This window comes from Pseudomonas sp. LABIM340, from assembly GCF_040017195.2.
Lineage (GTDB): Bacteria > Pseudomonadota > Gammaproteobacteria > Pseudomonadales > Pseudomonadaceae > Pseudomonas.
Genome location: NZ_CM200227.1, coordinates 6,577,699 through 6,590,323, shown reverse-complemented (window position 1 = coordinate 6,590,323; position 12,625 = coordinate 6,577,699). Strand labels below are relative to the sequence as shown.

11 protein-coding genes are annotated in these 12,625 nt (G+C 65.0%); 6 read left to right on the top strand and 5 right to left on the bottom strand.

Annotated elements, in window-relative coordinates; translation table 11 throughout:
* Positions 1-91 precede the first annotated feature (91 nt).
* Positions 92-1,468 carry an L-serine ammonia-lyase gene (locus ABKS89_RS30300; RefSeq protein ID WP_348588822.1) on the bottom strand — a complete coding sequence of 459 codons (1,377 nt, stop codon included), beginning with the start codon at positions 1,466-1,468 and terminating at the stop codon, positions 92-94.
* Between the two features lie 334 nt (positions 1,469-1,802).
* Here ABKS89_RS30300 and ABKS89_RS30295 point away from each other — a divergent pair, with 334 nt between their 5' ends.
* The 4 genes from ABKS89_RS30295 (at position 1,803) to choV (ending at position 6,002) form a co-directional block, all read left to right on the top strand.
* Positions 1,803-2,741, top strand: coding sequence for a choline ABC transporter substrate-binding protein (locus ABKS89_RS30295; protein WP_348588823.1), 939 nt, complete (start codon positions 1,803-1,805; stop codon positions 2,739-2,741).
* 241 nt (positions 2,742-2,982) lie between these two features.
* Positions 2,983-3,924 (top strand): choline ABC transporter substrate-binding protein, encoded by a 942-nt coding sequence (locus tag ABKS89_RS30290; RefSeq protein WP_138213546.1) that lies wholly within the window; start codon positions 2,983-2,985, stop codon positions 3,922-3,924.
* A 54-nt stretch (positions 3,925-3,978) separates the two neighbouring features.
* Positions 3,979-4,818, top strand: a complete 840-nt coding sequence (choW, locus tag ABKS89_RS30285; RefSeq protein WP_081519043.1) for a choline ABC transporter permease subunit — start codon at positions 3,979-3,981, stop codon at positions 4,816-4,818.
* A 5-nt stretch (positions 4,819-4,823) separates the two neighbouring features.
* A complete protein-coding gene (gene choV, locus ABKS89_RS30280; RefSeq protein ID WP_045213877.1) occupies positions 4,824-6,002 on the top strand; it encodes a choline ABC transporter ATP-binding protein in 1,179 nt (392 codons plus the stop codon).
* A gap of 187 nt (positions 6,003-6,189) precedes the next feature.
* On the opposite strand, the gene ABKS89_RS30275 is transcribed toward choV, so the two are convergent.
* The 4 genes from ABKS89_RS30275 to ABKS89_RS30260 form a co-directional block, all read right to left on the bottom strand.
* Positions 6,190-7,200, bottom strand: coding sequence for an alpha/beta fold hydrolase (locus tag ABKS89_RS30275; RefSeq protein ID WP_348588824.1), 1,011 nt, complete (start codon positions 7,198-7,200; stop codon positions 6,190-6,192).
* A gap of 134 nt (positions 7,201-7,334) precedes the next feature.
* Positions 7,335-8,204: a helix-turn-helix transcriptional regulator gene (locus tag ABKS89_RS30270; protein ID WP_138213548.1), complete on the bottom strand. Its 870-nt coding sequence runs from the start codon at positions 8,202-8,204 to the stop codon at positions 7,335-7,337.
* A gap of 53 nt (positions 8,205-8,257) precedes the next feature.
* Positions 8,258-9,676 carry an aminotransferase gene (locus tag ABKS89_RS30265; RefSeq protein ID WP_253441532.1) on the bottom strand — a complete coding sequence of 473 codons (1,419 nt, stop codon included), beginning with the start codon at positions 9,674-9,676 and terminating at the stop codon, positions 8,258-8,260.
* Between the two features lie 92 nt (positions 9,677-9,768).
* Positions 9,769-10,872, bottom strand: coding sequence for a polyamine ABC transporter substrate-binding protein (locus ABKS89_RS30260; RefSeq protein ID WP_138213550.1), 1,104 nt, complete (start codon positions 10,870-10,872; stop codon positions 9,769-9,771).
* A gap of 160 nt (positions 10,873-11,032) precedes the next feature.
* Here ABKS89_RS30260 and ABKS89_RS30255 point away from each other — a divergent pair, with 160 nt between their 5' ends.
* Both ABKS89_RS30255 and ABKS89_RS30250 read left to right on the top strand, forming a co-directional pair.
* Positions 11,033-11,680, top strand: coding sequence for a TetR family transcriptional regulator C-terminal domain-containing protein (locus ABKS89_RS30255; protein WP_138213552.1), 648 nt, complete (start codon positions 11,033-11,035; stop codon positions 11,678-11,680).
* 110 nt (positions 11,681-11,790) lie between these two features.
* On the top strand, positions 11,791-12,540 hold the full coding sequence (locus ABKS89_RS30250) for a response regulator (RefSeq protein WP_348588883.1): 750 nt from the start codon (positions 11,791-11,793) through the stop codon (positions 12,538-12,540).
* The last annotated feature ends 85 nt before the right edge of the window (positions 12,541-12,625 follow it).

Sequence of the window (12,625 nt, the reverse complement as noted above, 5' to 3'; positions counted from 1 at the left end):
CCCGGAACGGTAACGCCCGTTGTCTGGTCGGGACGGGCGTACCGCTTGCGCCATCGGGGGGCGCGCCGGGGCTGGCGTGGTCGATTGAGGGTCAGCACTCGATGATGCTGACGGCCAATCCGCCGCGCGAGGTTTCCTTGTACTTGTCGTGCATGTCGGCGCCGGTGTTGCGCATGGTGCGGATCACCTGGTCGAGGCTGATGAAGTGCTGGCCGTCGCCGCGCAGGGCCATCTGCGCGGCGTTGATGGCCTTCACCGCGGCGATGGCGTTGCGTTCGATGCAGGGCACCTGGACGAGGCCACCGACCGGGTCGCAGGTCAGGCCCAGGTTGTGTTCCAGGCCGATCTCGGCGGCGTTCTCCACCTGTTCGGGGGAGGCGCCGAGCACTTCGGCGAGGCCCGCCGCGGCCATGGCGCAGGCGGAGCCGACTTCGCCCTGGCAGCCGACTTCGGCGCCGGAGATGGAGGCGTTCTTCTTGCACAGGATGCCGACGGCGGCGGCGGCCAGGAGGTAGTTGGTGACGTCGTCGTCGCTGGCGTCGGGGTTGAAGCGCATGTAGTAGTGCAGCACCGCCGGGATGATGCCGGCCGCGCCGTTGGTAGGCGCGGTGACCATGCGCCCGCCGGCGGCGTTTTCCTCGTTCACCGCGAGGGCGAAGAGGTTGACCCATTCCATGGCCGAGAGGGTCGAGCCGATGACGTTGGGCTTGCCGATTTCCTGCAGGTTGCGGTGCAGGCGCGCGGCGCGGCGCTGCACGTTGAGGCCGCCGGGAAGAATGCCTTCGTGGCGCAGGCCGTTTTCCACGCAGTCGCGCATGGCCTGCCAGATGCTCCTGAGGCCTTCGCGGATGTCGGTTTCGCTGCGCCACATGCGCTCGTTGGCCATCATCAGCTCGGACACGCGCAGGTTGTGGCGGCGGCAGAGCATGAGCAGTTCGGCGGCGCTGGCGAAGTCGTAGGGCAGCACGGTGTTGTCGGTGTCGAGACTGCCGGAGGCGGCCTGTTCCTCGTCGACCACGAAGCCGCCGCCGATGGAGTAGTAGGTGTCGCTGTGCAGCACGTGGTCGCCTTCGATGGCGGTCAGACGCATGGCGTTGGGGTGATAGGGCAGGTTCTCTTCGAGCAGGCGCATGTCGCGGACCCAGTCGAAGGGGACCGCCCGGCTGCCGGCCAGCAGCAGTTCGCCGCTGCTGCGCAGCTGCGCCATGCGCGGTTCGATCTGGCTGGGGTCGATGCGGTCCGGCCATTCGCCCATCAGGCCCATGATGACGGCGCGGTCGGTGCCGTGGCCGACGCCGGTGGCGGACAGCGAGCCGTACAGGCGCACTTCCACGCGGCTGGTGCGTTCGAGCATCTGCCGTTCGCGCACGGCGCCGACGAACAGTGCGGCGGCGCGCATGGGGCCGACCGTGTGCGAACTGGAAGGGCCGATACCGATCTTGAACAGGTCGAACACACTGATTGCCATGCCGGACTCCGGGCGAGCTGCACGTCCATGAGAGTGGGGGATAGGCACGTCCCTGTGCCCGCGATGCCCGGCCATCATCGACCCAAGTCCGGCGCCGGCTGCGTCCATCGGCGACGCGGCCGTATCCAATAACGCCGCCTGTGCACCCCGTCGGTGCGGGGCGCGAAGCCACCTGTTCCGGGGCCGACGAAAGCTTGCCTCTTTACGACGCGAGCGCCGCGAACCACGACCGGTCGATAGGCGTGGGCGGCTTCGCTGTTCCATGATCCGCCACCGACGAACGGCCGCGTTCGCCCGTATCCACCCCCATTCTCCGCAGTCAGAGGCTGGTCTCATGAAGAGTCTTGTGTCGTCGCTGTTGGCGTTATCCGTGGTACTACCGGGCGCTGCGCGCGCCGCCGAACCCGAATCCTGCGCCGTGGTGCGCTTCGCCGATGTCGGCTGGACCGACATCACCGTAACCACTGCGGTGACCCGCCTGGTGCTCAGCCACCAGGGCTACCGCACGCAGGTGGTGCGGCTGTCGGTGCCGGACACCTACAAGGCGATGACGGAGAAGAAGATCGACGTGTTCCTCGGCAACTGGATGCCGAGCATGGCGAACGACATCAAGCCTTTCGCCGACAAGGGCCAGGTGGAAACCGTGGGCGCCAACCTCGAAGGCGCCAAGTACACCCTGGCGGTGCCGCGCTATGCCTATGAGGCGGGCCTGAAGACTTTTGCCGATATCGCAAAATTCAAGGAGCAGCTGGGCGGGCGACTCTACGGCATCGAGCCGGGCAACGACGGCAACCAGCTGATCCAGAAGATGATCAAGGAGAAAGCCTTCGGCCTGGGCGACTTCAAGCTGGTGGAATCCAGCGAGGCCGACATGCTGGCCTACGTCAAGCGAGCCGGGGCCTTGAAGCAGCCCATCGTGTTCCTGGGCTGGGAGCCGCACCCGATGAATACCCGAATCCAAATGAACTATCTGGAGGGAGGGGATTCCTACTTCGGTCCCAACTATGGCGGTGCGACGGTCTTCACCAACGTCAGAGCAGGCTATCTTCAGGAGTGCCCCAATGTCGCGCGGCTGCTGAAGAACCTGAAATTCGACCTGGCGATGGAGAACCAGCTGATGGATGCGGTGCTCAACGAGCGACGCAATCCCCGCCAGGCCGCCAAGAGTTGGCTGAAGGCCAACCCGCAGGTGCTCGACGGCTGGTTGCAGGGTGTCGCTCCGAGCACATCCGGCGCGGTGCCAGGGGGCCAGAAAACCGCCGCCATGGAATGATCCGGGCCTCTGGAAGTCGCTCGAACCGGGCCTTTCCACTGGATGCGACATGCCTGGTGCTGAATACGACTTCGCCTGCACTGGATGCGACCCACCCGGTAGGCGACGAAATTTTCCTGTTCCATGATCGTTTACGAAATGACAACAAAAGGACCTGTGCCTGAGGTCCCACCCATAATTTTCAGACCGCCGCGCCCCATGCGCGTAGCGCCGTCGCCCCACCCCGCAGAGGAGTACGCTCATGAAAGGTTGCAAGTCTTTGCTGCTGGCTGCTGTGTCCGTTTGTGCACCGCTGGCGGTTCAGGCCGCTGAACCTGAGTCGTGCGGCACGGTTCGCTTCTCCGACGTCGGCTGGACCGACATCACCGTGACCACCGCTACTACCCGTCAGGTGCTCGAGTCGCTTGGCTACACCACCAAGGTGACCATGTTGTCCGTGCCGGTGACCTACAAGTCGCTGGCGAACAAGGATCTCGACGTCTTCCTCGGCAACTGGATGCCGAGCATGGCCAACGACATCAAGCCCTACGCCGACAATGGCTCGGTGGAGACGGTGAAAGCCAACCTCGAGGGCGCCAAGTACACCCTGGCCGTGACCCAGGCCGCTTACGACGGCGGGCTGAAGTCCTTCGCGGATATCAGCAAGTACGCCGACAAGCTGGGCAACAAGATCTACGGCATCGAGCCGGGCAACGACGGCAACCGCCTGGTCCAGGGCATGCTGGACAAGAACCAGTTCGACCTGGGCAAGTTCAAGCTGGTGGAGTCCAGCGAGGCGGGCATGCTCTCGCAGGTCGGGCGCGCCGACCGCCGCAACCAGTGGATCGTGTTCCTGGGCTGGGAACCGCACCCGATGAACACCCGCTTCAAGATGAAGTACCTCGAAGGCGGCGATGACGTGTTCGGCCCCAACTACGGCGGCGCGACCATCTACACCAACGTGCGCAAGGGTTACGTCCAGGAATGCTCCAACGTCGGCAAGCTGCTGACCAACCTGACCTTCACCCTGGACATGGAAAACAAACTCATGGACGCCGTGCTCAACGGGGGCAAGAAGCCCGAAGAGGCGGCAAAAGCCTGGTTGAAGGACCATCCGGAACTGCTCGACGCCTGGCTCGCCGGCGTGACCACCCGTGACGGCAAACCGGCCTTGGCGGCAGCCAAGGTGGCATTCGCTAAGTAAGTGCCGAAAGCATTGCCGTTGGCCGATTCCTCAAGCTTCTGATGGGCCCGCATTATGTTTCTGACTGACCACAAGTTACCGCTGGGCGAGCATATCGCCGCCTTCGTCGACTGGCTCACGCAACATGGCGCGTCGGTGTTCGACAAGATTTCCGACACCCTCGAGTTCCTCATCCACGGCGTCACCAACAGCCTGCTCTGGTTCAACCCGCTGGCGCTGATCGCGCTGCTGGTCTTCCTGGTGTTCTACATCCAGCGCAGCTGGGGCCTTGCCGTATTCGCCCTGGCCTCGCTGCTGCTGATCCTCAACCTGGGGTACTGGCAGGAAACCATGGAGACCCTGGCGCAGGTGATCTTCGCCACGGTGGTGTGCATTGCCGTCGGGGTGCCGCTGGGCATCCTGGCGGCGCACAAGCCCTGGTTCTACACCGGGCTGAGGCCGCTGCTGGATTTGATGCAGACGGTGCCCACCTTCGTCTACCTGATCCCCACCCTGACCCTGTTCGGCCTGGGTGTGGTTCCGGGTCTGATCTCCACGGTGATCTTCGCCATCGCCGCGCCCATCCGCCTCACCTGCCTGGGTATCCAGGACGTGCCGGCGGAGCTGTTGGACGCCGGCAAGGCCTTCGGCTGTTCGCGCTGGCAACTGCTGACGCGCATCGAGTTGCCGCACGCCATGCCGAGCATCGGTGCGGGGATCACCCAATGCATCATGTTGTCGCTGTCGATGGTGGTTATCGCCGCGCTGGTGGGTGCTGATGGCCTCGGCAAGCCGGTGGTCAACGCGCTCAACACGGCGGACATTTCCCTCGGCTTCGAGGCCGGTCTGGCCATCGTCCTGCTCGCCATCCTGCTCGACCGGGTGTGCAAGCAACGTTCGCTGCGGGGGAGGTAAGTACTATGTCGGCGATTCGATTCGAACATGTGGATGTGATTTTCGGCACCCACACCAAGGAAGCGCTCAAGCTGCTGGATCAGGGCCTGGGCCGCGAGGAAATCCTCAAGCGCACCGGCCAGGTGCTGGGTGTCGAGGATGCCTGCCTGGATGTCGAACGCGGCGAAATCTGCGTGATGATGGGCCTGTCGGGCTCGGGCAAGTCCAGCCTGCTGCGCTGCATCAACGGCCTCAACCGGGTCAGCCGCGGCAAGCTGCTGATCGAGCACGAAGGCCAGCAGGTGGATATCGCCAACTGCTCGCCGGCGGCGCTCAAGACCATGCGTACCAAGCGCATCGCCATGGTGTTCCAGAAGTTCGCGCTGATGCCCTGGCTGACCGTGGCCGAGAACATCGGCTTCGGCCTGGAGATGCAGGGCCGCCCGGCCAACGAGCGGAAGAAGGTGATCGACGAGAAGCTCGAGCTGGTCGGCCTGTCGCAATGGCGTGACAAGCGCCCGGATTCGCTGTCCGGCGGCATGCAGCAGCGCGTCGGCCTGGCCCGCGCGCTGGCCATGGACGGCGACATCCTGCTGATGGACGAACCCTTCTCCGCACTGGACCCGCTGATCCGCCAGCAGCTGCAGGATGAACTGCTGGTGCTGCAGCGTCAGCTGCACAAGACCATCGTCTTCGTCAGCCACGACCTGGACGAGGCGCTGAAGATCGGTACGCGCATTGCGATCATGAAGGACGGCCGCATCATCCAGCACGGCAAGCCCGAGGAAATCGTGCTCAGCCCGGCGGACGACTATGTGCGCACCTTCGTCGCCCACACCAACCCGCTCAACGTGCTGTGCGGTTCCAGCCTGATGCGTGGCCTGGACCAGTGCCGCCGCCAGGCCGACGAGGTGTGCTTCGACCAGGGCCGCGACTGCTGGCTGGGCCTGACCGAGTCGAACCAGATCAAGACCGCTCGCCAGGGCAGCAACATCATCGACCTGCAGCAATGGCGCCCGGGCGACCCGGTGGAGAAGCTCAAGCACGAGCCGACCCTGGTGGACGTCAACATCCGCATGCGCGACGCGCTGCAGATCCGCTACCAGACCGGCCACAAGCTGGTGCTGCAGGAGCAGAGCCGCGTGGTCGGCGTGCTCGGCGACAGCGAGCTGTACCACGCGCTGCTGGGCAAGAACCTGGGCTGATTGCCCGCCTGAACAAAAACGCCGGCTCCCTGGGAAGGGAGCCGGCGTTTTTGTTGGGGCTGCGTCCGCGCTGGAGCGCACTTGTAGGATGGGTGGAGCGCAGCGATACCCATGCTGATGGTGGGGCGAATCGATGGGTATCGCTTCGCTCCACGCCATCCTACGTTCAACTAACCCGGCACATCGATCAGTGCTTCAGGTCCGCCAGCCCCTTGAGCAGCGCCTCGTGGAAGCGCTTCGGGTCCTGGATCTGCGGCGCGTGGCCCATGTCGTCGAACTCCACGAGGGTCGCGTTGGGGATGGCCTTGGCGGTGGCCTTGCCCAGTTCGGCGTAGTTGCCCAGCTTGGCTTTCAGCTCGGCGGGGGCCAGGTCCTTGCCGATGGCGGTGTTGTCCCTGGTGCCGATCAGCAGCAGGGTCGGCATCTTCAGCTGGCCGAACTCGTAAACCACCGGCTGGGTGAAGATCATGTCGTAGAGCAGTGCCGAGTTCCACGCCACGCGCTCGTGGCCGGCGCCGTTGAACAGGCCGGCGAGCATGTTCACCCACTTGTCGTACTCGGGCTTCCACTGGCCGGCGTAGTAGGTCGCCTGCTCATACTGGCGGATGCCTTCGGCGCTGGTCTTCAGCTCGCGCTCGTACCACTGGTCCGGGGTGCGGTAGGGCACGCCCAGGGCTTTCCAGTCTTCCAGGCCGATGGGGTTGACCATGGCCAGCTGCTCGACCTGCTGCGGGTACATCAGCGCGTAGCGCGTGGCAAGCATGCCGCCGGTGGAGTGGCCCAGCAGGGTGATCTTGCCGACCTTCAGGTGCTCGAGCAGGGCGTGGGTGTTGGTCGCCAGTTGCTGGAAGCTGTACTGGTAGCGCTCGGGCTTGGTGGATTTGCAGAAGCCGATCTGGTCCGGCGCCACCACGCGGTAGCCGGCATCGCTCAGGGCGGCGATGGTGGTTTCCCAGGTGCCGGCGCAGAAGTTCTTGCCGTGCAGCAGCACCACGGTGCGGCCGTTGGGCTGCTTCTTGGGCTTCACGTCGATGTAGGCCATGTGCATGTGGTGACCCTGGGACGCGAAGCTGTAGTGACCGACCGGGTAGGAGTAGTTGAAGCGCTCCAGTTCCGGACCGTAGGTGGGTTTGGATTCGGCGGCGTGCAGCGGCAGGGCGGCGGCCAACAGCAAGGCGGGTAGCCAGCGGCGGGGCATCGGGAAGCTCTCCTGGTGGTGGGGCACGGGTCAGACAGCGGGAAAGGCCATAGGTTGGCAGATTTCCGGGCGCGCCGCCGCATCGGTTGGTATCGAAATCCGTACGGTCGTGAGCTTGGCGGTAGCAGTGGGTGTCAGGCCGCGCTCACGCCGCCGGTGAGCCAGTCGATGAACAGCGAGAACAGCTCGGCCTGGGAGTTGATCGCCAGCTTGGTGTAGAGGTGCTTGCGGTGCATGCGCACGGTTTCCGGCGAGATATCCAGCACCCGCGCGCTGGATTTCACCGAGTGGCCGCGCAGCAGCAGGTGGGCGATTTCCCGTTCGCGCTCGGTGAGAAGGTCGGCGCCGAAGTTCATGAAGGCCGTGCGGATGTGCCGGTTCAGCGGCGCCTGGTCATCCGGCGCGCTGACTTTCACGCCGCGCCCGGCCAGCAGCAGGTCCAGCCCGCCATTGCGCTCGAACTGGCGGAACAGCTCGCGCACCAGCGGCAGGGCGGTGGCCAGCAGGTCCAGCTGGGTTTCGCTGAAGCGCGCGCCGCTCTCGCCCTGGTACAGACACAGCGAGACCTTGCGCGTCTCGCCCAGGTCGATGATGAAGTGGCAGTCCTCGGTGCAGCCGAACTTGAGGTAGTAGGTCTTGTAGTACTCGCTGGCGAAGAAATCATCCGGGGCGATGTCGGCCAGCGGGTAGAAGCCTTCGGTGAGGCCGTCTTCCATGGCCAGGCAGAAGGGGTCGAGCAGGTAGCCGCGGGCGTAGTAGCGGTCGACCAGGGCTTCGTGATGCTCCGGGTGGACGCCGCGGTGGTACAGCGGTTGCGGCGGCTGGCCGCGCTGTTCCAGGCCGAGCATCACCGACTCCACCGGCACCAGGCAGCCCAGGGCGTCGGCCAGGCGTTCGACGAAGACGACTTCGCCGACGCTGGCCAGGGCGCGCGCCAGCCCCGCATGCCAGGCATGCAGGGCCGGTGCGTCGGAGGTTTCGCTCAGCGCCTGGGATTCGCTCATATCCGGCAGTCTAAAGGGCTGCCGGGGTGTAGGCAAAATCCTCGGATCGATCATCAGTGCCCCGCGTAATCACCGCTGCGCTTGAGGTCTTCGGCGGCCTCGAGGATCGACTCGCGCAGGGTGTCGACGATCTCGTCGACCTGCTCGCGGGTGATGGTCAGCGGCGGCGACATCACGTTCAGGTGCACGATCGGCCGCACCAGCAGGCCCTTGGCCTGGGCGCGCAGGTGGATCTTCTCGCCGATGTTCAGCTCCTCGGGGAAGAGCACCTTGCTGCGCTTGTCGGCAACGAACTCGACGCAGGCCATCAGCTTCTGGCAACGCACGCTGCCCACCAGCGGCAGGTCGGCCAGTTCCTGCAGACGCTGCTCCAGGTAGCCACCGACGTCCTTCACGTGCTCCAGCAGATTCTCGCGCTCGATGATCTCGATATTCTTCAGTGCCGAGACGCAGCTCACCGGGTGCCCGCTGTAGGTGAAGCCGTGGGCGAAGCAGCGGCCCTTGTCGGCCTCGCCGATCACCTTCCAGATACGGTCGGAGAAGATGCACGCGCCCAGCGGCAGGTAGCCGGAGGTCAGGCCCTTGGCGGTGGTGATGATGTCCGGCTGCATGCCGAACACGTCCTCGGAGGCGAAGAAGGCGCCGAGGCGGCCGAAGGAGGTCACCACCTCGTCGGCGACGTAGAGCACGTCGTACTTCTGGCAGACCTGCCACATGCGCTGGTGGTAGCCCTTGGGCGGGATGATCACGCCGCCCGAGCCCATGATCGGCTCGGCGAAGAAGGCGGCGACCTTGTCCTGGCCCAGCTCGAGGATCTTGTCTTCGAATTCCTTGACCAGGAATTCGAGGAAGTCGCCCTCGGTCATCCCTTCCGGCGCGCGGTAGGGGTTGGGGCAGGAGATGTGATGGATGACGTCCTTGAGGAAGTCGAACTCGGCCGGGTGGTCGGCGACCTTGCCGCCGAGGGACATGGTGAGGAAGGTCGAGCCGTGGTAGGCGTTGACGCGGCTGATGATGTGCTTCTTCTCATGCTTGCCGCGGCAGTTCTGGTAGTACTGGATCAGGCGGTAGGCGGTGTCCACGGCGGTGGAGCCGCCAGTGGTGAGGAACACGTGGTCCAGGTCGCCCGGCGCCAGTTCGGCGAGTTTCTCGCAGAGCTGGATGGCGGTGACGTTGGCCATGTCGCAGAAGGGGTTGGAGTAGGCCAGCTTGCGTACCTGCTCGGCGATGGCATCGGCCATTTCCGCGCGGCCCAGGCCGATGTTCGTGCACCACATGCCGCCCACGGCGTCCAGGTAGCGATTGCCCTTGGTGTCGTAGATGTAGGCGCCCTCGCCGGCGGCGATGTTCAGCGCACCGTTGACCCGGTGATCGTCGAACACGTGGTAGCCGTGCATGTAGTGGGCTTTGTCGGCGGCGACCAGCTGCTCGTCGTTGAACTGGGCGAAGAAGGCTGGAGTTGGGGTGGTCATCTGCTTTACCTCGGTATTCCGGTTATTCGTCCTGGGGAGAGCCTTCTCCCCGTGCCCCGGCGCTCAGGCCGGGGCGTGTGGTTGGCGATCCATCAGGTCCCGGTCTTCACCGCGTTCCAGGTACGGGTGATCAGGCGGGTCGCCTTGGGGTTCTGCACTTTCTGGGTGAACAGGCGGGCGCGGGTCTCGGCGTCGGGGTAGATCGCCGGGTCATTGCGCACTTCGGCGGCCAGCAGCGGGGTGGCGGCGGCGTTGCTGGAGGCGTAGCGGATGTAGTCGGCGACGCCAGCGGCCACCTTGGGCTGCAGCATGTATTCAATGAACTTGTGGGCGTTTGCCACGTGTGGCGCGTCGGCCGGGATGTAGAAGTCGTCGAACCAGATCAGCGAGCCTTCCTTGGGCACGAAGTAGCCCAGCTTGACCTTGGCGCCGGCCTCGTCGGCGCGGGCCTGGGCGGTGGCGTAGTCGCCGGACCAGGTCATCGCCATGCACTGGTCGCCGTTGGCCAGGCCGTTCAGGTAGCTGGTGGAGTCGAACTTGCGGATGTACGGGCGGATCGATTGCAGCAGGTCCTGGGCGGCCTTGAGGTCCTCGGGCAGCGCGCTGTTGGGGTCGCGCTTGAGGTAGGCCAGGGCCAGTGGGATCACGTCGGTGGGGGAGTCGATGATGGTCACCCCGCAATCGGCGAATTTCGACACGATCTTCGGATCGAACAGCATCGCCAGCGAGCCGATCGGCGCGTCCGGCATGCGCTGCTTGATCTTGTCGATGTTGTAGGTGATGCCGTTGCTGCCCCAGGTGTAGGGCGCCGAGTACTTCACGCCCGGATCGTAGTGGTCCAGGTGCTTGAGCACGTCCGCGTCGAGGTTGTTCCAGCTGGGCAGCTTGGACTTGTCCAGCGGCTGGAAGACGCCCGCTTTCAGCAGCGGCGGCACCAGGGCGGCGTTGAGCACCACCAGGTCGTAGCCCGAGCGGCCGGGCAGCAGTTTGCCCTGCACTGTCTCGTAGGAATCGAAGGTGTCGTAGACCACCTTGATCCCGGTTTCCTTCTCGAAGTCGGCGATGGTGTGTTCGCCGATGTAGTCGGTCCAGTTGTACAGCCGCAGCGTCTTCGCGCCTTCGGCATCCTCCCCGTGACCCAGTGCCGGCAAGGTCGCCAGCGCCGCGCTGAGTACTGCTGCGAGCGTTTTCTGCATGTCAGTCCCACCTTTGATTTTGTTATGGATTGGAGATATCGCGGATGAAGCCACTCTCGACCAGGGCCGGTTTCCCGGCCATTCCCCGAACGGGTAGGTAAGGCTGGCGTCCTGTCGAACAATCGTTCAGATTGGCCACCTGAAACCTTAGGAGCCAGGCATGAACGAGGAAGTCCGCTTTACCCGACTGGAGCCGGAGCAGCGCAAGGCGCTGCTGATCGAGGCCACCCTCGCGTGCCTGAAACGCCATGGCTTCCAGGGAGCATCCATACGCAAGATCTGCGCCGAGGCCGGGGTTTCGGTGGGGCTGATCAACCACCACTATTCGGGCAAGGACGAGCTGGTGGCCGAGGCCTACCTGACCGTCACCGGGCGGGTCATGCAGCTGCTGCGCGAGGCCATCGCCGAGGCGGCGCCGGATGCCCGCGCGCGGCTGTCGGCGTTCTTCCGCGCGTCGTTCTGCGCCGAACTGCTCGACCCGCAGCTGCTGGATGCCTGGCTGGCGTTCTGGGGCGCGGTGAAGACGGCCGAGGCAATCAACAAGGCCCACGATCATTCCTACGGCGAGTACCGTTCGCTACTGACCCAGGCACTCAATGAGCTGGCGAAGGAGCAGGACTGGGCCGATTTCGATGCGGAACTGGCCGCGATTGCCCTCAGCGCCTTGCTCGACGGGTTGTGGCTGGAGTCCGGCCTGAACCCCAATACCTTCACCCCGGAGCAGGGCGTGCAGATCTGCGAAGCCTGGGTGGATGGCCTCCAGTACGGCGGCCGGCAGCGCTTCTGTCGGGCGTCGGGAGTCTGTTGATCGATTGTTCAGCGGGCGGTAACCTGCCGCCATCTGCAGGACAGTTCCTACAGCTCTACCTCCACGCATAACAAGAACGGCCCCGTCACGAGCGGCGGCCTCAGCAGGGTATTGCGATGACTTCCCGTGTACTGATCGTCGACGACGATCCGGTGATTCGCGAGCTCCTCCAGGCCTATCTCGGCGAGGAAGGCTATGACGTGCTTTGCGCCGGCGCCGCCGAACAGGCCGAGGCGTGTCTGGCCGAAGCCGAGCAGGCCGGCCAGCCCATCGACCTGGTGATGCTCGACATCCGCCTGCCCGGCAAGGACGGCCTGACGCTGACCCGCGAGCTGCGTGTGCGGTCGGAGGTCGGCATCATCCTGATCACCGGTCGCAACGACGACATCGACCGCATCGTCGGCCTGGAATGCGGCGCCGATGACTATGTGATAAAGCCGCTGAACCCCCGCGAGCTGGTGTCCCGCGCGAAGAACCTGATCCGCCGCGTGCGCCATGCCCGGCAACCCGCCGCCGCGCCCGTCCACGGTGGCAGCCGGCAGAACCACAAGCGCTTTTCCCACTGGACGCTGGACCCGGACCGCCGCCGCCTGATCGACGCCGGTGGCAGCGAAACCCCGCTGACCCACGGCGAGTTCCAGCTGCTGGGCGTGTTCCTGCGTAACACCGGCCACACCCTGAGCCGCGATCAGCTGATGGACCAGATCCGCAACCGCGAATGGCTGCCCAACGACCGCTCCATCGACGTGCTGGTCGGCCGCCTGCGCCGCAAGCTGCGCGACGACCCGGCCGAGCCCGAGCTGATCATCACCATCCATGGCGCCGGCTACCTGTTCACTGCCACGCCTGCCGATGCCTGAGCCAGCACAATGATCTGGAGGGGCGCAGGACAGTCCCCTCTCCCTTCAGGGAGAGGGTTAGGGAGAGGGAAATCCCCGCTCCAAT

Bases quoted from the DNA above. Each gene is read 5' to 3' on its own strand.
- choV (WP_045213877.1), top strand. From the start codon at position 4,824: ATGTCGGCGATTCGATTCGAACATGTGGATGTGATTTTCGGCACCCAC.
- ABKS89_RS30275 (WP_348588824.1), bottom strand. From the start codon at position 7,200: ATGCCCCGCCGCTGGCTACCCGCCTTGCTGTTGGCCGCCGCCCTGCCG.
- ABKS89_RS30260 (WP_138213550.1), bottom strand. From the start codon at position 10,872: ATGCAGAAAACGCTCGCAGCAGTACTCAGCGCGGCGCTGGCGACCTTG.
- ABKS89_RS30270 (WP_138213548.1), bottom strand. From the start codon at position 8,204: ATGAGCGAATCCCAGGCGCTGAGCGAAACCTCCGACGCACCGGCCCTG.
- ABKS89_RS30290 (WP_138213546.1), top strand. From the start codon at position 2,983: ATGAAAGGTTGCAAGTCTTTGCTGCTGGCTGCTGTGTCCGTTTGTGCA.
- ABKS89_RS30265 (WP_253441532.1), bottom strand. From the start codon at position 9,676: ATGACCACCCCAACTCCAGCCTTCTTCGCCCAGTTCAACGACGAGCAG.
- ABKS89_RS30300 (WP_348588822.1), bottom strand. From the start codon at position 1,468: ATGGCAATCAGTGTGTTCGACCTGTTCAAGATCGGTATCGGCCCTTCC.
- choW (WP_081519043.1), top strand. From the start codon at position 3,979: ATGTTTCTGACTGACCACAAGTTACCGCTGGGCGAGCATATCGCCGCC.
- ABKS89_RS30255 (WP_138213552.1), top strand. From the start codon at position 11,033: ATGAACGAGGAAGTCCGCTTTACCCGACTGGAGCCGGAGCAGCGCAAG.
- ABKS89_RS30295 (WP_348588823.1), top strand. From the start codon at position 1,803: ATGAAGAGTCTTGTGTCGTCGCTGTTGGCGTTATCCGTGGTACTACCG.